This window comes from Streptomyces sp. NBC_00637 (assembly GCF_045161545.1).
In the GTDB taxonomy this organism is placed as follows: domain Bacteria; phylum Actinomycetota; class Actinomycetes; order Streptomycetales; family Streptomycetaceae; genus Streptomyces.
This window is the reverse complement of record NZ_CP109046.1, coordinates 1,492,946-1,515,735: the sequence shown is the minus strand read 5'-3', so window position 1 is coordinate 1,515,735 and position 22,790 is coordinate 1,492,946. Positions and strand designations below refer to the sequence as shown.

At 69.7% G+C, this 22,790-nt stretch carries 17 protein-coding genes; 8 read left to right on the top strand and 9 right to left on the bottom strand.

All coding sequences use genetic code 11. From position 1 onward, the window contains the following. Nucleotides 1–191: 191 nt before the first annotated feature. The gene (locus OG440_RS06550) at nucleotides 192–3,107 is read right to left on the bottom strand and encodes a glycoside hydrolase family 48 protein (RefSeq protein WP_406005874.1); all 2,916 of its coding nucleotides are present in this window, start codon (nucleotides 3,105–3,107) and stop codon (nucleotides 192–194) included. Between the two features lie 265 nt (nucleotides 3,108–3,372). On the opposite strand from OG440_RS06550, the gene OG440_RS06545 reads away from it, so the two are divergent. The 4 genes from OG440_RS06545 (at nucleotide 3,373) to OG440_RS06530 (ending at nucleotide 8,876) form a co-directional block, all read left to right on the top strand. Then, on the top strand, nucleotides 3,373–4,866 hold the full coding sequence (locus OG440_RS06545) for a cellulase family glycosylhydrolase (RefSeq protein WP_406005873.1): 1,494 nt from the start codon (nucleotides 3,373–3,375) through the stop codon (nucleotides 4,864–4,866). Between the two features lie 132 nt (nucleotides 4,867–4,998). Further along, nucleotides 4,999–6,720: a glycoside hydrolase family 6 protein gene (locus OG440_RS06540; RefSeq protein WP_406005872.1), complete on the top strand. Its 1,722-nt coding sequence runs from the start codon at nucleotides 4,999–5,001 to the stop codon at nucleotides 6,718–6,720. A gap of 283 nt (nucleotides 6,721–7,003) precedes the next feature. Then, nucleotides 7,004–7,957, top strand: coding sequence for a class I SAM-dependent methyltransferase (locus tag OG440_RS06535; protein ID WP_406005871.1), 954 nt, complete (start codon nucleotides 7,004–7,006; stop codon nucleotides 7,955–7,957). Between the two features lie 199 nt (nucleotides 7,958–8,156). Beyond that, the gene (locus tag OG440_RS06530; protein ID WP_406005870.1) at nucleotides 8,157–8,876 is read left to right on the top strand and encodes an SDR family oxidoreductase; all 720 of its coding nucleotides are present in this window, start codon (nucleotides 8,157–8,159) and stop codon (nucleotides 8,874–8,876) included. A gap of 69 nt (nucleotides 8,877–8,945) precedes the next feature. Here OG440_RS06530 and OG440_RS06525 read toward each other — a convergent pair whose 3' ends face one another. From OG440_RS06525 to OG440_RS06515, 3 genes are all read right to left on the bottom strand, one after another. After that, nucleotides 8,946–9,782, bottom strand: a complete 837-nt coding sequence (locus OG440_RS06525) for an aldo/keto reductase (protein ID WP_406005869.1) — start codon at nucleotides 9,780–9,782, stop codon at nucleotides 8,946–8,948. A gap of 157 nt (nucleotides 9,783–9,939) precedes the next feature. Continuing rightward, complete coding sequence (locus OG440_RS06520) at nucleotides 9,940–11,766, bottom strand: AMP-dependent synthetase/ligase (protein ID WP_406005868.1); 1,827 nt, start codon at nucleotides 11,764–11,766, stop codon at nucleotides 9,940–9,942. A gap of 314 nt (nucleotides 11,767–12,080) precedes the next feature. Beyond that, a complete protein-coding gene (locus OG440_RS06515; RefSeq protein WP_406005867.1) occupies nucleotides 12,081–13,586 on the bottom strand; it encodes an MFS transporter in 1,506 nt (501 codons plus the stop codon). A gap of 133 nt (nucleotides 13,587–13,719) precedes the next feature. Between OG440_RS06515 and OG440_RS06510 the strand changes: the two genes are divergently transcribed. Next, a complete protein-coding gene (locus tag OG440_RS06510) occupies nucleotides 13,720–14,715 on the top strand; it encodes an Lrp/AsnC family transcriptional regulator (protein WP_406011276.1) in 996 nt (331 codons plus the stop codon). A 159-nt stretch (nucleotides 14,716–14,874) separates the two neighbouring features. Here OG440_RS06510 and OG440_RS06505 read toward each other — a convergent pair whose 3' ends face one another. Next, nucleotides 14,875–15,792: a LysR substrate-binding domain-containing protein gene (locus OG440_RS06505; RefSeq protein ID WP_406005866.1), complete on the bottom strand. Its 918-nt coding sequence runs from the start codon at nucleotides 15,790–15,792 to the stop codon at nucleotides 14,875–14,877. A 180-nt stretch (nucleotides 15,793–15,972) separates the two neighbouring features. Here OG440_RS06505 and OG440_RS06500 point away from each other — a divergent pair, with 180 nt between their 5' ends. Next, nucleotides 15,973–16,962 (top strand): bile acid:sodium symporter family protein, encoded by a 990-nt coding sequence (locus tag OG440_RS06500; RefSeq protein ID WP_406011275.1) that lies wholly within the window; start codon nucleotides 15,973–15,975, stop codon nucleotides 16,960–16,962. 200 nt (nucleotides 16,963–17,162) lie between these two features. Here the strand turns inward: OG440_RS06500 and OG440_RS06495 are convergent, their stop codons facing one another. After that, nucleotides 17,163–18,080, bottom strand: coding sequence for a zinc-binding alcohol dehydrogenase family protein (locus OG440_RS06495; RefSeq protein ID WP_406005865.1), 918 nt, complete (start codon nucleotides 18,078–18,080; stop codon nucleotides 17,163–17,165). Nucleotides 18,081–18,163: 83 nt separating this feature from the next. On the opposite strand from OG440_RS06495, the gene OG440_RS06490 reads away from it, so the two are divergent. Further along, complete coding sequence (locus tag OG440_RS06490) at nucleotides 18,164–18,601, top strand: MarR family winged helix-turn-helix transcriptional regulator (protein ID WP_406005864.1); 438 nt, start codon at nucleotides 18,164–18,166, stop codon at nucleotides 18,599–18,601. A 19-nt stretch (nucleotides 18,602–18,620) separates the two neighbouring features. Then, complete coding sequence (locus OG440_RS06485; protein ID WP_406005863.1) at nucleotides 18,621–19,148, top strand: isochorismatase family protein; 528 nt, start codon at nucleotides 18,621–18,623, stop codon at nucleotides 19,146–19,148. 72 nt (nucleotides 19,149–19,220) lie between these two features. On the opposite strand, the gene fdhD is transcribed toward OG440_RS06485, so the two are convergent. The 3 genes from fdhD to OG440_RS06470 are packed head-to-tail and all read right to left on the bottom strand — an operon-like array spanning nucleotide 19,221 to nucleotide 22,789. Beyond that, nucleotides 19,221–20,069 (bottom strand): formate dehydrogenase accessory sulfurtransferase FdhD, encoded by an 849-nt coding sequence (gene fdhD, locus OG440_RS06480; protein ID WP_406005862.1) that lies wholly within the window; start codon nucleotides 20,067–20,069, stop codon nucleotides 19,221–19,223. 7 nt (nucleotides 20,070–20,076) lie between these two features. Next, the gene (locus OG440_RS06475; RefSeq protein WP_406005861.1) at nucleotides 20,077–20,937 is read right to left on the bottom strand and encodes a 2Fe-2S iron-sulfur cluster-binding protein; all 861 of its coding nucleotides are present in this window, start codon (nucleotides 20,935–20,937) and stop codon (nucleotides 20,077–20,079) included. Between the two features lie 28 nt (nucleotides 20,938–20,965). Continuing rightward, nucleotides 20,966–22,789: an NADH-ubiquinone oxidoreductase-F iron-sulfur binding region domain-containing protein gene (locus OG440_RS06470; protein ID WP_406005860.1), complete on the bottom strand. Its 1,824-nt coding sequence runs from the start codon at nucleotides 22,787–22,789 to the stop codon at nucleotides 20,966–20,968. Nucleotide 22,790: the final 1 nt, after the last annotated feature.

Sequence of the window (22,790 nt, the reverse complement as noted above, 5' to 3'; positions counted from 1 at the left end):
CCCGGCCGGGTGGCCTCGTCGTCAGGTGACGAGACCGCGCACGCGGAGCTTTCAAGCGATCCGACGGGAGGTGGGTGCCTCCCCGCGCCCCCGAGCCCCGAAGGGGCGACGAAGGGTGCGGGGAACCGCGCGACCGGCCACGTCCGGCCCGCGGACGAACACCGCCCCACCCGCGGAGCGCTTCGCGGGGGCTATTCGAGAAGCTCCGCGTACGAGCCCATGGCCAGGGCGATGTCCGCCTGGGCCCAGAAACGGTGGTACGTGAACACGGGCGCGGCTCCGCCCGCGAGATAGCTCTCGATCTTCGACCAGGCCGGGTCGTTCTTGTAGAAGGACCGCAGCGAGGCGAAGGTCGAGGAGGAGTTGATCGCGTCGCCGTTCGGCATCTTGCCGCTGAAGGTGCTCGGGACGTACACGCCGTCGTCGAAGCGGTTGTAGTCGGCGCGGGTCTCCGGGACCGCGATACCGAGGGCGTCCTGGTTGTTGGCCCACATCCCGTCCAGCAGCGCCTTGGCCGTCGTCTTCGCCTCCGTGTCACCGGACTTGGCGGCGTAGTACGTCAGGGTCTTGGCGTACGCGGCGGCCACACCGACGTCGTTGGTGTAGTCGGCGACGGTGACGTGAAGTCCCGTGTTGGCGCCGGGACTTGTCGCGTTCCAGGTGTCGGGCTGGCCCGACCACTGGAGCGTGGAGGGGATCAGAAAGCTGCCGTCCGGGTTGATCGTGGTCTTGGACAGCGCCCAGTCGACCCACTTGTCGAGGACCGCCTTGGCGCTCGCGTTCCCCGTCTGCTGGTAGTACTCGGCGACCCGCTCCATCGACCACGCCTGGAATCCGAACCACTGGTTCGACGGCGGGTCGTGGTAGACGGGGGCCTGGTCGTAGTACATGCCGTAGAAGGTCGACGTGCCGGTCGGGGGAGTCGCGTAACGGCCCGCCCAACTGTTCGTCGCCCCACCCGCGATCGCTCCCTCGCTGGACTGAAGCCAGCGGTAGAACTCCAGTTGCCGGCCCAGGGACTTGGCCCAGTCGGCCTGGCCCGTCGCCGACTTGGGCTTCAGGTCGGCGTAACTGCTGAGCGCGTAGGCGGCCAGCGGGTTCTGGTAGCCACCGTGGGTGTGACTGGACCCGATGCGCCAGGCCCAGCCGGCGCTGGTGTCCGTGGCGCCGCCCCAGGCGTAGTACCAGGACATCAGGTAGTGCGAGGCGTCCTTGCCGGTGCCGGCCGCACAGGCGGTCGGTCCGACGCAGTTGCCGATCTTCTTGAAGTACTTGTCGTACATCGAGTAGCGCAGGTAGTCGCCCATCTTCGCGGCCTTGCCGACGGTCGCGGAGACCTCGCTGCCCTTGCCCTGGGCCCCGGCCCAGACGTCCGCCCAGTACGCGGCCTGCACGGCCCGCGCGTCGGCGTCCGGGGCGTTGGTGAACTTCCACTGCTTGGCGTAGGAGGCGTCGCCGGTGAACAGGTCCAGATAGCCGTTCGTGCCGCCGTACTTGAAGGCGTCGCAGGTCGGCTGCGGCACCGTCTCCCACACCGACTCCTGCGCGCCGCGCTGGAAGGTGTTGATGTACGACGGGCCGGTGTCGGCCGGTCCGGCCTCGCACTTGCCGGGCGCGTTGCCGTAGCCGTAGGTGTTGTCCACGTCCTGGAGCCAGTGCATACCGTAGACGTCGTCCGTACCGTATGCGGTCTTCAGTTCACCGGCTATGGGATCCGTTCCCACGGAGACACCGGTGTCCAGCTTCGCCGGATACTCGTTCGGAGTGTCCAGCTCGGGCGCGTACGTCGCCGGCTTGGAGGCGTTGTAGAACGAGTTGGTCGGCTGGTCGGCGTGGGTGGGGATCATGTACTTCTCCATGATGTCCCAGGCGCCGTTGAACTTGGTCCAGTCGCCGGTGATCTTCCCGTACATCGCCTGCAGCCAGAGAAGGTAGCTGTAGGCCTCGGAGGTGGTCTCGTGCCCCTGGTCCGGGGCTTCGACGATCAGCGTCTCGACCGAGTGGTACGGAATGCCCTCGGGGGAGAAGTAACCGTTTGCCGGGTTGGTGATCTTGCCGTAGAGGTCGAGGAACCGGGCGTCGTACGCCTTGGTGCCCGCGATCTCGGTGGCGGTGACCGAGGCCTTCGCGTGTCCGGTGGCCGTCGACTCGAAGGTCGCGGCGCCCGTGCCGGAGGCGTTGGCCGTGATGGTCACGTTCTGGGCGGTGCTCCAGTTCGACGGAGTGAAGGTGAGGCTCGCGCCGCCCGTCACCGTCAGGCCCGTGTTGCCGGTGGTGCGGGCGGTCGTGACGGTCACGTTGGCCGACGGCTGGGTCGACAGCTTCAGCGAGTAGGTGCCCGTCTTGCCCTGCTGCACGGCGAGTTGGTTGGTGGAGGCGACCACGGCCGGTCCCGAGGCGACCGTGATGCCGACGGGGGTCGACGACGCCGACGCGCCCAGGCTGTCGTACGCCTTGGCGACCAGGGAATGACTGCCCACGGACAATCCGGTGGCGGACAGGGTGTACGGCGAGCTCGTGTCCGTGCCCAGCAGGGTCGTGTCGTCATAGAACTCGATCTTGCTGATGGTCGCGCTGTCGGCGGCCGCGGCGGTCGCGGCGAGCGGCACCGCGCCCCCCTGCGTGTAGACCGCGCCCGCGGTCGGGCTGGTCAGCACGGTGACCGGCGGCTGGTGCGCGCCGGCGCAGGTGGTGCCGTTGACCGCGAAGCTCGCGGGAGCGGCGTTCGTCCCGCTGTAGGTGAACTGCGCGCCTGTCGTGACCGCGGCCCCGGCGGCGATCGTCCCGTTGTACGAGGCGTTGTTCACCGTGATCTGCTGACCGGACTGCGACCAGCTGCCGTTCCATCCGTTCGACAGCTTCTGGTTGCCCGCGTAGGTGTACGTCAGGGCCCAGCCGGCGATCGGGTCGGTGCCCCGGTTGGTGAGGGTCAGGTCAGCGGTGAACCCTGAACCCCAGTCGTTGGTCTTGTAGTCCACGCTGCACTGAAGTGCGGCCGCCTGAGCGGCGGTTGTGCTCGTGCTCAGCATGGCGAGGGGGAGCGCCAGGGCCGCCAGGGCGGCGGTCCACAGGCGCCGCGCCCCGCGGCGTCTGCGTGAGGGATCCATGGTGCTGGTTCCTCCTTGCGGCTCGGGGAAGTGGGGGAGGAGCAACAAGCCTTGAACCAGTGGGAGCGCTCCCATAGTGGGGATGAGGGTGGGAGCGGTCAAGGTGCTTGAAGAGTCGAAAAGATTCGACGACAGATGTTGAGGGAAAGTCAGTGATGCCTCTGTTCTTTGCCAGCACTTGGCGCTAGCTTCGAGACACCAGTGGGAGCGGTTCCATCAGTCGACGCGTCCGTTCACGACGCGCCTGAGCTGCAAGGAGTCGCTCATGCGACACCCCCCGCGTTCAGTACTTTTAGCCGTCGCCGGCACGGTCGCCCTCGTTGCGGGCGCCCTGTTACCGGTCGTCACGGCGCAGGGAGCCGTGCCCGCCTGCACGGTCGAGTACTCGGTCACCAGCCAGTGGGAGTCCGGCTTCCAGGGCGCCGTCAGAATCACCAACAACACGACAGCTCTGAGCAGTTGGAACCTCACCTTCGACTTCGCGGACGGTCAGAAGGTCACCCAGGGCTGGAGTGCCAAGTGGTCCCAGTCCGGCACCACCGTCACCGCCGCGAACGAGAGCTGGAACGGCTCTCTGGGGACCGGCGCGAGCATCAGCGCGGGCTTCATCGCCTCCACCTCGAAGACGAACGCCGTACCGACGACGTTCAAGCTCAACGGCACGACCTGCAACGCCGGCGCCGAACCGACCCCCACGCCCACCCCCACCACACCACCCACGACGGATCCACCGGACACCGGTGACGAGCCGCCGGCCCTGCACGTCTCCGGAAACAAGCTCGTGGACGCCGACGGAAGGACCCGTCGTCTGCTCGGCGTGAACCGATCCGGCGGTGAGTTCATGTGCGTACAGGGGCGGGGCATCTGGGACGGACCGGTCGACGACGCCGCCGTCAAGGCGATCGCCGACTGGAACGTAGGCACCGTGCGCATCCCGCTCAACGAGGAGTGCTGGCTGGGCCTCTCGAACATCAACTCCGCCTACGGAGGCACCAACTACGTCAACGCCGTCAAGGACCTGGTGGCCCGCGTCGAGGCGAACGGCATGACACCGATCGTCGAACTGCACTGGACCTACGGTCAGTACACGGGCAATTCGGCCGGCTGCTCGGACGTGCACGCCAGCTGCCAGAAGCCGATGCCCGACATGCAGTACACCCCCTCGTTCTGGACCTCGGTGGCCAACACCTTCAAGAGCGACCAGGCCGTCGTGTTCGACCTGTTCAACGAGCCCTACCCGGACCGCGCCACCTCCACGGTCACCCAGGCGTGGCAGTGCTGGCGGGACGGCGGGACCTGCCCCGGCATCGGGTACGAGGTCGCCGGTATGCAGGATCTCGTCGACTCCGTACGGGCTACCGGCGCCAGGAACGTGATCCTGGCCGGCGGGCTCGCCTACTCCAACGACCTGAGCCAGTGGCTGACGTACAAACCCAACGACCCGACCGGCAATCTCGCCGCCGCGTACCACGTCTACAACTTCAACACCTGCGCGAACGAGAGCTGCTGGAACTCCACGCTCGCCCCCGTCGCGGCCCAAGTGCCGTTGGTTGCAGGGGAGATCGGCGAGAACACCTGCTCACACGGATTCGTCGACCAGGTCATGAAGTGGTTCGACGACCGCGGCCTGTCGTACCTGGGCTGGACCTGGAACACGTGGGACTGCTCCACCGGTCCGTCCCTGATCTCCGGCTACGACGGGACGCCCACGGCGTACGGCGCCGGCCTGCGCGACCATCTGCGCGCCCTCGACGGATAGGTGCCACCGGACCGGTCAGCCGGGTCGATCGGCGGGGCGAAGCCCTTGCCGGTCAACGCGACTGACTGATCGTCAGAACCTCCGCTCGAACGGAACGGACAACCCCCGCAACCGAGAAGGAAACCCGCACTCATGAGCCGTAGCAGAACAGCGGTACTCGCCGCGCTGGCGCTGGTCGCCGGCGCCTCCGGGACGGCGCTCGCGGTCGTCCCCGGCGATCCGGGCATCGCCGCCATCCCGTGCAGCGTCGACTACAAGGTGCAGAACGACTGGGGCAGCGGCTTCACCGCCGCCGTCACCGTCACCAACAACTCGGCCGCGAAGTCGAGTTGGTCGGTGAAGTGGGCCTACGCCGGCACTCAGAAGGTCACCAGTGGGTGGAACGCGAAGATCACCCAGTCCGGTACGGCCGTCACCGCCAACAACGAGACCTACAACGGCACGCTGGCTACCGGCGGTTCGGTCAGCTTCGGATTCCAGGGAACGTACTCCGGGAGCAACGCGATCCCGACCACGTTCACGCTCGACGGCGTGACCTGCAACGTCGACAGCGGTACCGGTGGCCCCACCGACCCCGGCCCGACCGACCCCGGCACCCCGTCCACCAAGGTCGACAACCCCTACTCCGGCGCCAAGGTGTACGTGAACCCCGAATGGTCGGCGAAGGCCGCCGCCGAGACGGGCGGCAGCCGCATCTCCAACCAGCCGACCGGGGTCTGGCTCGACCGCATCGCCGCCATCAACGGAGTCAACGGCGGCATGGGTCTGCGGGCCCACCTCGACGCGGCCCTCGCACAGAAGGGCAGCGGCCAGGAAGTCGTCCAGCTGGTCGTCTACGACCTTCCCGGCCGTGACTGCGCCGCCCTCGCCTCCAACGGCGAGCTCGGCCCGACGGAGATCGACAAGTACAAGACGCAGTTCATCGACCCGATCGCGACGATCCTCGCCGACAGCAAGTACGCCGGCCTGCGCATCGTCACCACCATCGAGATCGACTCGCTGCCCAACCTCGTCACCAACACCGGCAGCCGGCCCACCGCCACCGCGGCCTGCGACACCATGAAGGCCAACGGCAACTACGTGAAGGGCGTCGGCTACGCGCTGGACAAGCTCGGCGCGATCCCGAACGTCTACAACTACATCGACGCCGGTCACCACGGCTGGCTCGGCTGGGACGACAACTTCGCCCCCTCCGCCCAGCTCTTCTACCAGGCGGCGACCTCCGAGGGCGCGACCGTCGACGACGTGCACGGCTTCATCACCAACACGGCGAACTACAGCGCCTTGAAGGAGAACAACTTCACCATCAACGACTCCGTGGCCGGCAAGTCGGTCCGCGAGTCCAAGTGGGTGGACTGGAACCGGTACGTCGACGAGCAGTCGTACGCGCAGGCCTTCCGTAACCAGCTGGTCACCGCGGGCTTCCGGTCGAACATCGGCATGCTGATCGACACCTCCCGCAACGGCTGGGGCGGCACCGCCCGGCCCGCCGGACCGGGCGCCACGACCAGCGTGGACACCTACGTCGACGGCGGTCGCTACGACCGTCGTATCCACATCGGCAACTGGTGCAACCAGGCAGGCGCCGGCCTCGGCGAGCGCCCGCAGGCGGCTCCGGCCGCCGGGATCGACGCGTACGTGTGGATGAAGCCGCCGGGTGAGTCCGACGGCTCCAGCTCCGCCATCGCGAACGACGAAGGCAAGGGTTTCGACCAGATGTGCGACCCGACGTACACGGGCAACCCGCGCAACGGCAACAACCTGTCGGGTGCCCTGGCGAACGCGCCGCTGTCCGGGCACTGGTTCTCGGCCCAGTTCCAGCAGCTGATGCAGAACGCGTACCCGCCGCTGTAGGTCGTCGGACCGTTGCGCGAATCGCCACGCACGGCAGTGAGGTGAGACGGCGGTGATCCGTCGGGGTCGGTGGTCGGTCCTTCCGGGCCGGACCGGCCCCGGCGGTCGCGCACTGTGCCCCCTAGCAGTTCCTGCCCGGCCGCTCCTGCTCGTGTGGAGCGGCCGGGCAGGCGCGATCCGGTTTGCCGTCGGCATCCCTTTTGTTGCCGCACCGGCAACAAAGTTGGCCCTGGACCGGTGCGTCGGCGCACGCTGACGGCACACCGGACGAGAGGCTGACACCATGGCGCACCACCCGCACGAGCCCCACGGCGACCAGCACGCCTCGAACCAGGGCCAGGCCCCCGGCCCTACGCACGGCCACCGCCACGGCCACGGTCATGGCAACGACACCGACATCGACTGGGCGGAGATGGCCCCGCATCTGGAAGCCCAGGCCGAGCTGTTCACCCCCCTGTACGAGCGGGCCCTGTCCTGGCTCGGCAAGGAGGTGACCGAGCCGGGGCTGATCGTCGACGTGGGCAGTGGCCCCGGGGTCGTCTCCTGTCTGTTCGCCGAGACCTTCCCCGGTGCGCGGGTGACGGCGGTCGACGGTTCCGCACCGCTGCTCGAACGGGCGCGGCTGCGGGCCGACCGGCTCGGTCACGGTGACCGGTTCGACATCCTGGCGGGAGAACTCCCGGATGTGCTGGCCGAGTTGGACTACCCGGCCGACCTGCTGTGGGCGGGCCGCAGTCTGCACCACCTGGGCGACCAGCGAGCCGCCCTGGCCGCCTTCGCCAAGCGCCTCGCGCCCGGCGGCACGCTGGCCGTCATGGAGGGCGGTCTGCCGACCCGGTTCCTGCCGCGCGACCTCGGCTTCGGGCGACCCGACCTGGAGGCCCGGCTCGACGCGCTGCAGGAGGAGTGGTTCGCGCGGATGAGGGCCGACCTGCCCGGATCCGTCGAGGAGGCCGAGGACTGGGCGGCGCTGCTCGGCGCGGCCGGCCTGAAGCACGCCCGGACCCGCAGCTTCCTGCTCGACCTGCCCGCGCCCGCCTCCGACCGGGCCCGCGCCTACATCGCCGCGTCCCTGTCGCGGCTGCGGGACGTCTTCGGCGACGCCCTCGGCACCGAGGACCGCGCCATGCTGGACCGGCTGCTCGACCCGCAGGACGAGGCGGGCGTGCACCGCAGGGCGGACGTGTTCGTGCTCGCGGCGCACACCGTGCACACCGCGGTGAGGCCCGTCCAGTAGTGGTTCGGTAGACGCACCCGGGGCCAAGTCCCTCTGAAGAGGCTTGACTTGGAGAGCGCTCCAAGTGGTGGACTGCGTGCCGCGCAACGTACGTCGAGCTACGAGTTGCGGGCCACGGCCTACGGGCTGTAGGCGTCCCGCATCGCGACGCAGCCGGCGTACGCGGCCGATACGCGCAGTCGACCACTGGGGGTACAGCATGAGCAACGTAACGAGCGCTTCGGATTCTCCGGTCGCGCTGATCACCGGGGGCGGCAGCGGCATCGGCGCCGCTGTCGCGCGGCGGTTGCTGGACGCCGGACACCGCGTCACGGTCACCGGCCGTGGCGAGGAGCGGCTGCGCGCCTTCGCCGAGGAACTCGGTGACCCGAAGGGACTGCTGACGGTGGCCGGGAACGCCGCCGACTACGACTGTGTACGGTCGGCGGTCGACCGTACACTCGACACATACGGTCGACTGGATACAGTCGTCGCCAACGCGGGGACCGCCACCCACGACTCGGTCGCCGAGGGCGATCCCGCCGGGTGGACCGACATGGTGTTGACGAACGTACTCGGCCCCGCGTTTCTCATCCGGGCGTCGATCGACGCGTTGAAGGAGACCCGGGGCCGGATCGTGCTGGTCGGCAGTGTCGCCGGCTTCGTACCCACGCCGGGCAACATCTACGGGGCGACGAAGTGGGCGGTGACCGGGCTCGCGGAGAACACCCGCCGCCAGGTCACCGAGTGGGGTATCGGCGTGACGCTGATCGCGCCCGGCCGGGTGGAGACCCCCTTCTGGGACGGCTACGGCAGCCTGCCGCCCGGGCAGCTGCTGACCGCCGACCAGATCGCCGACTCCGTCGTGTGGGCCCTCGGGCAGCCTGCGGGCGTCGACATCAACACCGTCGTCGTACGACCGATCGGGCAGCCCAACTGACGACGGGCCGGCCGACGCGTGGAGGGCGCCTCCCGACCCGGGGGGCGCCCTCCACGCGTCAGGGGGACCTCAGCCGACGTCGAACGTCGCCGGGTCCGGACCGATGCGCCGGTCCTCGTTGAGGGCGCTGATCGCCGCCAGGTCCTCGGTGTCCAGGCTGAAGTCGAACACGTCGATGTTCTCCTTGATCCGCGACGGCGTCACGGACTTCGGGATCACGACGTTGCCGAGTTGGAGGTGCCAGCGCAGCACGACCTGTGCCGGGGTGCGGTGGTGCTTCTGGGCGATGGCCACGATCGCCGGGACCTCGAGGAGGCCCTTGCCCTGGCCGAGCGGGGACCAGGCCTCGGTGGCGATGCCCCGTTCCGCGTGGATATCGCGCGAGGCCTGCTGCTGGAGGTGCGGGTGCAGCTCGATCTGGTTGACGGCCGGGACGACCGACGTCTCGCCGATCAGCCGCTCCAGATGCTCCGGCAGGAAGTTCGACACGCCGATGGCGCGCACCCGGCCGTCCGCGAGGAGCTTCTCGAACGCCTTGTACGTGTCCACGTAGCCGTCGCGGGACGGCAGCGGCCAGTGGATGAGGTACAGGTCCAGGTAGTCCAGGCCGAGCTTGCGCAGCGAGGTGTCGAACGCGCGGAGCGTCGAGTCGTACCCCTGGTCGCTGTTCCAGAGCTTGGTGGTGACGAAGACGTCCTCGCGGGGCACGCCGGAGGAGGTGATGGCTTTGCCGGTGCCATCCTCGTTGCCGTAGATCGCCGCTGTGTCGATGCTGCGGTACCCGGCCTCCAGCGCGGTGGAGACCGCCTGCTCCGCCTCGTCGTCCGGCACCTGCCAGACACCGAAGCCCAGCTGGGGCATCTCCACGCCGTTGTTGAGGATGATCGGGGGGACCTTGCTGCTCACGAGCTCTTGATCCTTCGGTAGTCCGTCAGAGTGGTACTCCCATCGTCAACGATCACGGCGAGTGATGCATTCCTGACGCCGGAATTCGTCTCGGGTGCCCGCCTTGCGCGTGTCGCGAACCCGTGGGAAACGTGTTTCCCACCACTGACCGGAAACCTTACGAGCGGTACAGGGCCTCGACCTCGTTGGCGTAAGCGTTTTCGATCGCCTTGCGCTTCAGCTTCAACGACGGGGTCAGCAGCCCGTGTTCCTCGGTGAAGGGCTGGGCGAGGATGCGGAAGGTGCGGATCGACTCCGCCTTCGAGACCAGCGTGTTGGCCGCCACGACGGATCGGCGCACCTCCGCCTCCAGATCCGGGTCGCCCACCAGCTCGACCGGCGTCAGCTGCGGTTTGTTGCGCATCTGGAGCCAGTGCTCGACGGCCTCCTGGTCGAGGGTGACCAGGGCGGCCACGAACGGCCGGTCGTTGCCGACGACGATGCACTGGTTGACCAGCGGATGATCGCGCACCCGCTCCTCCAGCAGGCCCGGCGAGACGCTCTTGCCGCCGGAGGTGACCAGGATCTCCTTCTTGCGGCCGGTAATGGTGAGGTAACCGTCTTCGTCGAGAGATCCCAGGTCACCGGTTGCCAGCCAGCCGTCGTGCAGCGTCTCGTCGGTGGCCTTGGGGTTGTTGAGATAGCCCTGGAAGACGTTTCCGCCGCGCAGCCAGATCTCGCTGTCGTCCGCGATGTGCACGGTCATACCGGGGATGGCCTGGCCGACCGTGCCGTACCGCGTGCGTCCCGGCGGGTTGGCGGTCGCCGCCGCCGTGGTCTCGGTCAGGCCGTAGCCCTCGTAGATCTGCACACCCGCGCCGGCGAAGAACAGACCGAGCTTGCGGTCCATGGCCGAGCCGCCGGACATGGCGTGCCGTACCCGGCCGCCCATCGCCGCGCGCACCTTGGAGTAGACGAGCTTGTCGAACAGCTGGTGCTGCATACGCAGACCCGCCGAGGGGCCGGGTCCGGTGCCCCACGCCTTCGCCTCGACCGCCTCGGCGTAGTGGACGGCCACGTCCACGGCCTTCTCGAAAGGTCCCGCCTTGCCTTCCCGCTCCGCCTTGCGGCGGGCCGCGTTGAAGACCTTCTCGAAGATGTACGGCACGGCCAGGAAGAACGAAGGTCTGAAAGCGGCCAGGTCGGGGAGCAGGGCGGCCGCGTGCAGCGCGGGCTGGTGGCCGAAACGGACCTTGCCGCGGATCGCGGCGATCTGCACCATCCGCCCGAAGACGTGCGCGAGCGGCAGGAACAGCAGGGTCGCCGCCTCGTCGCCCTTCTTGGAGTGGAACACCGGCTCCCACCGCTCGATGACGGTGTCCGCCTCGAACATGAAGTTGCCGTGCGAGATGACACAGCCCTTCGGCCGGCCGGTCGTACCCGAGGTGTAGATGATCGTCGCGGTCGAGTCGGGGGTAACCGCTTCCCGGTGCCGATGCACGACGTCGTCCTCGATGGCGGCGCCGGCGTCGTACAGCTCCTGCACGCAGCCCGAGTCCAGCTGCCACAGCTGCCGCAGCCGGGGGAGACGGTCGATGACGGTGGCGATCGTCATCGCGTGGTCCTCGTGCTCGACGATCGCGGCCGTGCACTCGGCGTCGTAGAGCATCCAGAAACACTGCTCCGCCGAGGACGTCGAGTAGACCGGCACCACCTGCGCGCCGATCGTCCACAGGGCGAAGTCGAAGAGCGTCCACTCGTAGCGGGTGCGGGACATGATCGCGACACGGTCGCCGAAGCGGATGCCCTGCGCGAGGAGCCCCTTGGCGAGGGCGAGGACCTCGTCGCGGAACTCGCCGGCGGTCACGTCCCGCCACTCGCCCCCCTCGTCCTTGCGGCCGAGAGCGACGTAGTGCGGGTCCTCCTGGGCGTGCCGGAACACGACGTCGGCCAGACCGCCCACCGGCGGTGCCAACGCCAAGGGAGGGTTGGTGAACTCGCGCAAACCCGCACCCCGCTTCTCATGGCCGCACAGCGCCGTGAAAGCTACCCCACCCGGCGGCGGGAGGGGAGGGGGGAGGAAAACGAACGATGCTCTCGTCTGTGCTGGTCAGTGCCGGAAAATGGGCTCACATGGGGAAGGGTCGGACAGAAAACTGACGCAAGAGTAAGTTTCGGCACCGTAATCTCCACCGAATCTGCCCGTACCGATTACTCTGTCCGCCCTTCCGCGGCCTGTCACCGCCTGCGCCGCCGCGCTCCGGCCGTGGGCGCTCGCGCACCGAGTCCCGCTGCGCGAGGCCACGGGCGCAGGCGCGGTCACGGTCCGGGGGTCGCCTCCTCCTTCGACGGCGCGGGAGCACCCGTTCGCGTCGTTCCGGCCCCGGCCCCGGCCCCGCGCGGCGGCCTGACCAGGGCGAGGACGAGCACCGCGGCGACCAGGCCCGCGCAGCCCGCCGCCACCAGCGCCGCGTCGAGCCCGGCGGCGAACGCGGAACGCAGGGCGTGCTCGGAGAGCGTGCCGCGCAGCGCACCGGCCCCACCGCCCGCCAGGACGTGGGAAGCGTCGTGCGGGAGGGTGTCGGTCATGCCGGAGGTCACCACGGTCCCGAACACCGCGACCCCGAGCGCGTACCCGAGCTGCCGGACGGTGTTCACCGCTCCGCCCGCCATCCCGGCCCGCTCCGGCTCCACGGCGGCCAGCGCGGCCCCGGCCACGGTAGGTGCGACGAAACCGGTTCCTATGCCCACCAGCACGAACCCGGGCACCAGTGCCGTCCAGTCCGAACCGGCGCCGAGCACCGCCTGGCAGAAACAGCCCGCTCCGATCAGCAGGAGCCCGCCCCCGATCGTCAGCCGGGCAGAAACGCCATGGAACCGCTTACCCACCACGACCGCGGTGACCATGGCGGCCATCGTCATCGGCAGCAGCGTGAGTCCGCCGCGCACCGGGCTCATGCCCAGCAGCGTCTGCATCCAGATGGACAGGTACGGCGTCACCCCGAACGCCACGCCGTTGAAGGCGAACGCCCCCACCATCACGCCCACGAACGCGGGCCGGCGCAGCAGCGACAGGTCGAGCAGCGGATGCGCGGCCCGACGTTCGGCCAGCACGAAGCACACCAGCGCGAGCGCTGCGAGCCCGAACGAGATGAGCGTCGCCGACGCCGTCCAGCCGTCCTCACCGGCCCGTACGACGGCGTACGCCGTCCCGCCCGCGAAGACCGCGAAGGTCGCCGTGCCCGCCCAGTCAACCCGCGTCCCGCGCCGGCCCGTGGATTCCGGCACCGCCTTCAGTGTCAGCCACACCGCGACCACGCTCACCGGCAGGTTCACGTAGAAGATCCATCGCCAGCCGGGCCCCTCGGTCAGCAGGCCGCCCAGCACCGGCCCGACCGCCGCGGCCGCGCCGCTCACCGCGCCCCACACCCCGAGCGCGGCCGACCGCTGCCGGCCCTGGTAGACCGAGCCGAGCAGCGGCAACGTCGTCGCCAGCATCGCGGCCGCGCCCACCCCCTGGAGAGCCCGGGCGGCGACGAGGGTGTCCGGCCCGCTCGCCAGCCCGCACAGCAGCGACGCCGTCGCGAACACCACCACGCCCACCACGTGCACCCGGCGGCGCCCCAGAATGTCGGCGGTGGCTCCGGCCCCCAGCAGCAGCGCGGCCAGCGCGAGCGCGTACCCGTCGACGACCCATTGCAGGTCGCTCAGCGAGGCGTGCAACGCCCGTGCCATGTCCGGCAGCGCCACGATCACGATCGTCACGTCCAGCAACAACATGAACGTGCCCAGGCACACCGCTGTCAGCGGCCCCCATGTGCGCATGTCCCACTCCTCGACAGTTGTCTCTGACAGGTGTCTCTGCGATTGGTTCGTCGAGCTCCGTACGATGGACGAGACGTGGCCGATCGCCGTGGAATCGGACGGCCTGCCGACGGAATTCGACGATGAGAGGCCGGTGGAGATGGAATCCCACGCCGATGGCAGGCTGGACCGACTGGATCTGCGGTTGCTCTCGGCGCTGGAGGTCGACGGGCGGGCCTCCTTCAGCAAACTCGGCGGGGTCCTGGGTGTCTCCGACCAGACGGTCGCCCGCCGCTACCGCCGGCTCAGCGCCGAGGCCGGCCTGAGAGTCGTCGCCGTCCGGGACGCGGAACGCCTCGGCCAGGACCAGTGGATGCTGCGGCTGCGCTGTGTTCCCGACAGCGCCACCGTCATCGCCGACGCGCTCGCCAAACGCCCCGACACCAACTGGATCGGCCTCGGCTCCGGTGGCACCGAGATCGTCTGCATGACCAGGCCGCGCCATCCCGGCGACCACGACGACCTGCTGCTCGGCAAGCTCCCACGCACCCCGAGCGTCGTGGAGATCCGCGCCCAGCAGCTCCTCCACCGCTTCTACGGCGGGCCGACGGGCTGGTTGCGCAAACTCGGCGCGCTCGACGAGAAACAGATCGACGCCCTGACACCGCGCCACGACCCGAACGCGACGGCGGGGCCGGCCCGCATCCAGCCCGAGGACGAACCCCTGCTCGCCGTCCTGGAACGAGACGGCCGCGCCACCTATCCCGAACTCCAGCGCGCCACCGGTCGCTCCGAGTCCGCCGTCAAACGCCGCCTCGCCGCCCTGCTCGCCTCGGGCGCCGTCTACATCGACGTCGAGTACCACTCCGAGTTCCTCGGTTACCCCCTTGCCGCCGTTCTGTGGATCACCACGGCGCCCTCCGCCCTGCACGCGGTCGGGCAGGCGCTGGCCAACCACGACGAGATCGCCTTCGCCTCGGCCACGGCGGGCCCCTCCCACATCGTCGTCACGGCGGTGGTGCGGGACACGGCGGGCCTCTATGCCTACCTGAGCGGGCCGCTGGGGCGCCTGGAGGGCGTCCAGCACGTGGAGTCGACGCCGTTCATGCGGCGGGTGAAACAGCTGACGTATCAGCATGCTGGGCGGTAGGCGGTAGGCGGTAGGCGGTAGGCGGTAGGCAGGGGAAGGGCGCGGCTGCGGCTGGTGTAGCCGATAGGTGAAATGCTGTATGCAATATGCGGTGTACCGTGCACCACTCGTCGCACTGCCCACGTCGCATATCGCATACGTGCACCGCGTGCGGGCCGGTCAGGCGGTGCCGCCGTCGCCCTCCGGCCGGCCGATCCGTCGACCGGGTCCCGTCGGCCGTCGGTGCAGCCGGTCGCCGCCCGCCAGGATCGCCGCCGCCAGTGCGTCTGCGGCGCCCTGAGCAGAGGTGCGTCTGCCTCCGTGCACCAGTACGAAGTCGACCTGGCCCAGTTCAGGCAAGCCGGCCCGGTCCGGGATGCGCACCAGGCCCGGCGGGATCAGACCCCGTGAGTGGGCCATGACGCCGAGGCCGGCCCGGGCCGCCGCGATGAGGCCGTTGAGGCTGCCGCTCGTGCAGACGATCCGCCAAGCCCGCCCTTGCCGCTCCAGCGCCTCCAGAGCCAGGGCGCGGGTGATGCCGGGGGGCGGGAACACGATGAGCGGGACCGGCCGGGCGGCGTCCAGGCGCAGCCGTTCCGCGCCGATCCACACCAACCCGTCGTGCCACACCAACTCCCCGCGAGGATCCTCGGGGCGTCTCTTGGCCAGTACGAGGTCCAGCTTCCCGGCGGCGAGTCGCTCGTGCAGGGTGCCCGACAGTTCCACGGTCAGTTCGAGATCGACCTCGGGGTGGTCGTAGCGGAAGCCTTCGAGGATCTCCGGCAGCCGGGTCAGTACGAAGTCCTCGGATGCCCCGAAACGCAGCCGGCCGCGCAGCCGGGTGCCGGTGAAGAACGAGGAGGCCTGCTCGTGGACGTCCAGAATGCGGCGCGCGAAGCCGAGCATCGCCTCGCCGTCCTCCGTGAGCTCCACGGAGTGCGTGTCCCGGGTGAACAGTGGCCGCCCGGTCGCGTCCTCGAGGCGTCGCACATGCTGGCTGACAGTGGACTGACGCAGCCCGAGCCTCCGCGCGGCCTGCGTGAAGCTCAGGGTCTGGGCGACGGCGAGGAAAGTACGCAGATGGGAGGGCTCGTACACGCCAGCCACAGTAGCTCCTCGGCGCTTTGTCATCGCGATACGCGATGACAGTGAGAGCGGTATGCCGGATTCCCGATCACGATACGGAGGAGGACGATGGGGAGGGGCTCTCCGAGCCCGGACACACGCCGATCGAACCGCACGTGGAGCACCGTGAAACGCCTGCACTGGCCGAGTTGGATGCCGGTCGACCCCTACATCCTGCTGTTGCTCGGCACCGTCGGGTTCGCGGCGCTGCTTCCGGCGCGAGGTGCCGCCGCCGACGTGGCCTCGGGCGCGTCCACGGCCGCGATCGCCTTCCTCTTCTTCCTCTACGGCGCCCGACTGTCCACCCGCGAGGCGCTCGACGGCCTGAAGCACTGGCGGCTCCACGTAACGGTCCTGGCCTGCACCTTCCTGGTCTTTCCGCTGCTCGGCCTGGCCGCGCGCGGCCTCGTCCCCGTATTCCTCACCCAGCCGCTCTACCAGGGTCTGCTCTTCCTCACCCTCGTACCGTCGACCATCCAGTCGTCGATCGCCTTCACCTCCATCGCCCGGGGCAACGTGCCCGCCGCGATCTGTGCCGGCTCCTTCTCCTCGCTGGTCGGCATCGTCGTCACCCCGCTGCTGGCGGCAGCCCTGCTCGGGAGCAGCGGCGGCGGCTTCTCCGCGGACTCGCTGGTCGAGATCGTGGTGCAGCTGCTCGTACCGTTCCTCGCGGGACAACTGCTGCGCCGCTGGATCGGCGGGTTCGTCACCCGGCACAAGAAGGTCCTCGGGCTCGTCGACCGGGGCTCGATCCTGCTGGTCGTGTACACGGCGTTCAGTGAGGGCATGGTCCAGGGCATCTGGCACAAGGTCAGCGCCGTACGGCTGGGTGGGCTGCTCGTCGTCGAGGCCGTGTTGCTCGCCGTGATGCTCGTCCTGACCTGGTACGGCGGCAAGGCGCTGCGCTTCAACCGCGAGGATCGCATCGCCATCCAGTTCGCGGGCTCCAAGAAGTCCCTCGCCTCCGGGCTGCCGATGGCGAGCGTCCTGTTCGGCGCACATGCGTCCCTGGCGGTGCTGCCGCTGATGCTCTTCCATCAGATGCAGTTGATGGTCTGCGCGGTCATCGCCAAACGCCGGGCGAGGGATCCGCTGGAGGCTTCACGGGAGCCTGCCGACGAGAGGGCGTCGGCTGCGGCGTGAGATGCTCGCCGGTCGCCGGTCGCCGGTCGCCGGTCGCCGGTCGCCGGTCGCCGGTCGCCGGTCGCCGGTCGCCGGTCGCCGGTCGCCGGGCGACTGTAGACAGTCGGCGGCGAACCGCGAATCGTCGACACGTGGCGGCGGGGATGACGGTATGCAATGTGCGGTCGACCGCATCCGTGTTTCCGTATACGTCCCCCGGCTCACGGCACCAGGACGACCTTGCCCAGGTTGCCCCGTGACGTGATCGCCGCGTGCGCCTCGGCCGCGTCCTCCAGGGCGAACTTCCGGTGCACGGCCGGCTTCAGCGCTCCGTCCTCGAACAGGCGCCACAGCTCTTGGCGCCACTGTTCGTACAGTTCCGGTTTCTCGCGCGCGATGTGGGCCATCTGGAAGCCGGTTACGGACTTGGCGCCCACCAGCAGGTCGTACGCCTGGATCGTCCCGCCGCCGGAGCTGTACGCCACGAGCCGTCCGCCGGGTGCAAGGGACGCGACGGTTGGCGCGAGCAACTCGCCGCCGACCGCGTCCAGGGCGTAGTCGACGCTCGTGCCCCAGTCCTCCTGGCTGTAGGTGATGACCTCGTCGGCGCCCAGTTCCGTCACGAAGTCGGCTTTCGCGGGGTCGGACACGGCACCTACGACACGGGTCGCGCCGCGCGTGCGCGCGAGTTGAACCGCGAGGTGGCCGACGCCGCTCGCCGCGGCGGTCACGAGGGCCGCCTCGCCGGGCGCGGGGCGCGCGGCGGTGAGGGCGCCCAGCGCGACCAGCCCGCTGCGTACCAGGGCGACCGCGTCGACCGCGCAGGCACCCTCCGGGACGGGTGAGGCCATCACCTCGTGCAGGAGGGCGAAGTCGGCGTAGCCGTGGCCGAGGCACAGGCCGGTCACGCGCTCGCCCACCCGGAACCGGGTGACCCCCTCCCCGACCGCCACGACCTCCCCGGCGATCTCGCCGCCGAGGGGAATCGGTTCCGCGGCCTCCGCGACCTTGCGGACGACGGGAAGGGTGGCGCCGATCGCCTCGCAGCGTACGAGGAGTTCGGCGGGGCCCGGTTCGGGGGCGGGGACTTCCTCCAGGAAGAGAGGGCCACCGGTTGAGCCGTATCGGACGCGGCGCATCGCACCTCCAGAATTCATTGGGAGCCCCAACGATATTCCCAAGTTCATTGGGGCGGCCAATGAATATTCGATAGGGTGTGGCCATGCCCGAAGCGCATCTCTCCGCCATTCGTTCGCTGCCCAGCTGGCTCCTGGGCCGGGCCGCCGCCCGAGGACGCGCCCTGGTGGCCGAGGCGCTCGCTGCCGAGGACGTCAAGATGTGGCATCACGTGGTGCTCTCCGCCGTCCGTGATCTCGCCCCGGTGGCCCAGGCCGATCTCGGACGCGGCGTCGGACTCGACCCCAAGGACCTGGTCGGCGTCCTCAACGACCTGCAGTCCGCGGGACTCGCCGTGCGCGAACCGGATCCGCACGACCGCCGGAAGAACGCGGTGTCACTCACCGAAGAGGGGCAACGGCTGCTCGGTCGCTGCGAGAAGGCCGCCCGGGAGGCGAACGACGAGCTGCTCGCCCCGCTCTCCGCCACCGAACGCGAGCACTTCATGGGCATGTTGATCCGGATTTCCGGTACGGAGGGCTGACGGCGGATAGCGTTCCGTCATGACCGAAGCCCTCCCGCTCGTCCCCGCGCGCAGCGCCCTCGTCCTCGTCGACCTGATGGACCGCATCGTCGCGCTGCCCCTGGAACCCCGCAAGGGATCGGAAGTACTGGCCACCGCCGAGGAGTTGGCGGCGGCGTTCCGTTCGGTCGGCGCGCTCGTCGTCCTCGTCCGCGTCGAACGTCCCGGCGTCGCCGAGCAACCGCCCGGCAGCGGTTTCGTCGAAGGGCTCTGTCAAGGCGGTGACTTGGAGATCGTCAAGCGGACCATCGGCGCCTTCCAGGGGACCGGCCTGGACGACCGACGCCGGGCACACGGCGTGACGACCCTCGTGTTCGGCGGCATCGCGACCAATCTCGGCGTCGAGTCCACCGCCCGTGCGGCCGGCGACCTCGGCTACGGACTGGTCTTCGTCGAGGACGCGATGGCGGCTCTCACCAGGGCCGAGCACGAGGCGTCGGTGAAACTGGACTTCCCCCGGCTGGGGACCGTGGTGTCGGCGGCCGACGTGCGCTTCACCAGCGGTTGAGGCGGGGCCCCTGCGGCGCAGGGGGCGCTCCCCGCCGGTCGGGGCCCCGCCGCCGTGCCGCGGGGAACCGGGTCAGCCCTGGGCGGCCGCGGTCCGGAGGGTGATGCGGTCCTCACCCGCGTACACGTTCATGGAGCTGCCCCGCAGGAAGCCCACCAGCGTCAGCCCGGTCTCGGCGGCCAGATCCACCGCCAGGGAGGAGGGCGCCGAGACCGCCGCGAGCATCGGGATCCCCGCCATCACGGCCTTCTGCGCCAGCTCGAACGACGCCCGGCCCGACACGAGCAGGATCGTCCGCGACAGGGGCAGGTCCCCGTTCTGCAGGGCGCGGCCGACCAGTTTGTCGACCGCGTTGTGCCGGCCCACGTCCTCGCGTACGTCCAGCAGCTCGCCGTCCTCGGAGAACAGCGCGGCCGCGTGGAGCCCCCCGGTCCGGTCGAAGACCCGCTGGGCCGCGCGAAGCCGGTCGGGGAGGCTGGAGAGCAGGGCGGGTTCGATCCGGAGCGGGGGAGTGTCGGCGATGGGCCAGCGGGCCGTCGTACGGACCGCGTCCAGGCTCGCCTTGCCGCACAGGCCGCAGGAGGAGGTGGTGTAGACGTTCCGCTCGAGGGTGATGTCGGGCATCGTCACGCCGGGGGCCGTCCGGACGTCCACCACGTTGTAGGTGTTGGAGCCGTCGACGGTCGCGCCCGCACAGTAGACGATATTCAGCAGATCGGATGCAGTGGCAAGTACACCCTCGCTGACCAGGAAGCCGGCCGCCAGCGCGAAGTCGTCACCGGGCGTGCGCATGGTGATGGCCAGGGGTTTGCCGTTGAGCCGGATCTCCAGTGGCTCCTCGGCGACCAGGGTGTCCGGCCGGGACGAGATCACTCCGTCCCTGATGCGGACCACCTTGCGTCGTTCGGTGACTCGTCCCATGTCGTGATCAGCCCCGGTTCTGTACGTGCTGGTAGCCGAAGCGGCCCTTGATGCAGAGATTCCCGTGGGTCACGGGGTTGTCGTGCGGTGAGGTGACCTTCACGATGTCATTGTCCTGCACATGGAGCGTGAGATTGCAGCCCACCCCGCAGTAAGCGCATACGGTCGTTGTCTGCGTCTGTGCTGATTCATCCCAGTTTCCGGCCGCTCGGCGGTCGAACTCGGACTTGAACGACAGGGCGCCCGTGGGGCACACCTCGATGCAGTTTCCGCAGTACACGCACGCCGAGTCGGTGAGCGGCGCGTCGTGCTCGACGGCGATCCGGGCGTCGAAACCACGCCCCGTCACGGAGATCGCGAAGGTGTTCTGCCACTGGTCACCGCAGGCGTCCACGCACTTGTAGCAGAGGATGCACTTGTCGTAATCGCGTACGTACAGTTCGTTGTCGATCTTCGGTTCCTCGTTCAGCCGGGCCGCCTCGGGGCCGAAACGATCAGGCTTCGCGTCGTACTCCTTGATCCATTGCGCAACCATTGGTGTCGTGGACAGGTCGACGGAGGACGCGAGCAGCTCGAGAACGATCTTGCGGCTGTGCCGGGCGCGCTCGGTGTCGGTACGGACCTCCATGCCGGGCTCCGCGACGCGGGAGCACGCGGGCGCCAGTGTCCGGGAGCCCTCGACCTCCACGACGCAGACCCGGCAGGCGTTCTTCGGGGTGAGCGTGTCGCCCTGACACAGGGTCGGCACGTCCTTCCCGGCGGCCCGGCAGCCGTCGAGGAGTGTCGACCCCTCGGGCACCCTGACCTCCCGCCCGTCGATCGTGAACTCCACCAGCCGACGTGGCACTCCCAGCGGTATCGCGGTCATACGGCGGCTCCTGTGCGGACGGTCGCGGTCATTCGTACGCCCCCAGACGGTCGATGGCGGATTCCACGGCGTTCCACGCGGTCTGGCCCAGGCCGCAGATCGATGCGTCCCGCATGGCACGGCCCACCTCGCGCAGCAGGGCGATGTCGTCGGCGGCGTCGGCGCCGGTCCGCTCCGCGATCCGGTGCAACGCCTCCTCCTGCCGTACGGTCCCGACTCGGCAGGGCACGCACTGACCGCACGACTCGTCCCGGAAGAACTCGGCGATGCGCAACAGCAGTCGGGGCAGCGGAACGGTGTCGTCGAAGGCCATCACCACCCCCGAACCGAGCGTCGTGCCCGCGTCCCGGGTGCCCTCGAAAGTCAGCGGGATGTCCAGCTCGTCGGGCCGTACGAAGCCGCCGGCCGCGCCGCCGAGGAGTACGGCACGCAGATTCTCGCGGCCTCCGGCGAGGTCGAGGAGTTCGCCCAGCGTCGCGCCGAAGGGGAGTTCGTGCACACCGGGGTGATCGACGCTGCCCGACACGCAGAACAGCTTGGGGCCGGTGGAGGTGGCCGTGCCGATCGCCGCGTAGGCCGGAGCGCCCATGGTGAGGATCGGCAGGACGTTGATCAGCGTCTCCACATTGTTCTCGACCGTCGGCTTGCCGAACAGGCCCTTCTGTACCGGGAACGGCGGTTTCGAGCGGGGCTCGCCCCGGTATCCCTCGATGGAGTTGAACAGGGCCGTCTCCTCGCCGCAGATGTACGCGCCGGCGCCGCGACGGATCTCGATGTCGAAGGCGTAGCCCTGGCCGAGGATGTCGTCGCCGAGGAGACCGCGAGCGCGTGCACAGTCGACCGCATATTGCATACGATGCAGGGCGCGCGGGTACTCCCCGCGGAGATACAGGTATCCCTTGTGCGCGCCGACCGCATACGCCGCGACCGTCATCGCCTCCACCAGTGCGTACGGGTCGCCTTCCATGAGGGCGCGGTCCTTGAAGGTGCCCGGCTCGGACTCGTCCGCGTTGCACACCAGGTAGTGCGGGTGATCGGGCTGGGACGCCGTGGCCTGCCACTTGCGGCCGGTGGGGAAGGCGGCGCCGCCGCGCCCGAGCAGGCCGGAGTCGGCGACCTCGCGGATGACCCCGGCGGGACCGAGCGCGAAGGCGCGGCGCAGGGCCGTGTAGCCGCCGTGGGCCCGGTAGTCGTCTAGCGACGCCGGGTCGACCACACCGATCCGGTTCAGCAGGATCAGCGACGGGTCCCCGGCCTGCGGTACAGCGTCCGCCGCCGCCCGCTCCTCGGGCGCCGAGTCGGGGGCGCCGGCGGCGAGTACGGCCGCCTCGACGCTCGCGGGCGCCGACACCGCCGTACGCACCGGGTCGCCCGCCTTGACCGCGAGCGTGGCGGGGGCGCGCTCGCACAGGCCGAGGCACGGGCTGCGTTCGACGGACACTCCACTGCCCGGCCCCAGCCGGGACTCGATCCCGGCACACAGTCCGGAGGCGCCCGCGGCGGCGCAGGCGAGGTCCGTGCACACGTGCAGCACGGTGGCCGGCCGCGGCTTGACCGAGAACATCGCGTAGAAGGTGGCGACGCCGTAGGCCTCCGCCGGGGGCACGGTCAGGCGGCGGCACAGATAGCCGAGGGCGCCCTCGCTGATCCAGCCGATTCGGTCGTTGAGCGCGTGCAGCCCCGGCAGCAGCAGGTCGCGGCGGTCCCGGGCCTCTCGTCCGCCCCGCGCCCACCGCAGGTCCGCGTCGGAACGGTCGGCGCCCTCCCAGGAGGACTCCGGTGGGCCGAACAGGGCGTCGACGGCCGCCCGTTCGTCGTCCGTCGGTTTGCTGTCGCCGAAGTGCAGGTCCACG